At 23.5% G+C, this 510-nt stretch carries 1 protein-coding gene; it reads left to right on the plus strand.

What is annotated here, in order from left to right:
• Positions 1-71: 71 nt before the first annotated feature.
• Positions 72-510, plus strand: a 439-nt coding sequence (locus tag CD147_RS11960; protein WP_478212438.1) for an Abi family protein, incomplete at its 3' end; no start/stop codon positions are given.

Raw genomic sequence — 510 nt, forward strand, 5'->3', positions numbered from 1 at the left:
ACATTAATACACATAACGGGGTTCCATTATGGATATTAGTGAATTACATAACATTAGGTAGTATTTCTAAAATGTATAATAATCTTGACGATAATTTACGCATTAAAATTGCTAAAGATTTTAAAAATAAGCTTAAAAGGGAATATCATATAAAATTACAAATTGATCCTAAAGATATAGACAGCGTTTTGCAACAAGCTCATATGTTTAGAAATGTGTGTGCACATGAGGAGAGACTTTATGATTATAAGATTGCTAAATCTTTAAGTAAATCAAATATATTTGCAAATTATAATAAAGTTTATAAAAAAAGTTATACCCCAACAATGAACGGTAGCTATATTTTTGATTTGGTAATTACGTTGAGTTTATTTTTAAATAAAACAGATTTTAAAAAATTAGTAAAAAAATTAAATAATCAAATGAATAGTTATGTTAATGATTTTAAGACAATATCGATACAAGACCTATATTATAAGATGAATTTTCCTCAAAACAAAACTTTTATAG

Origin of the sequence: Staphylococcus devriesei (assembly GCF_002902625.1) — a bacterium.
Taxonomy (GTDB): domain Bacteria; phylum Bacillota; class Bacilli; order Staphylococcales; family Staphylococcaceae; genus Staphylococcus; species Staphylococcus devriesei.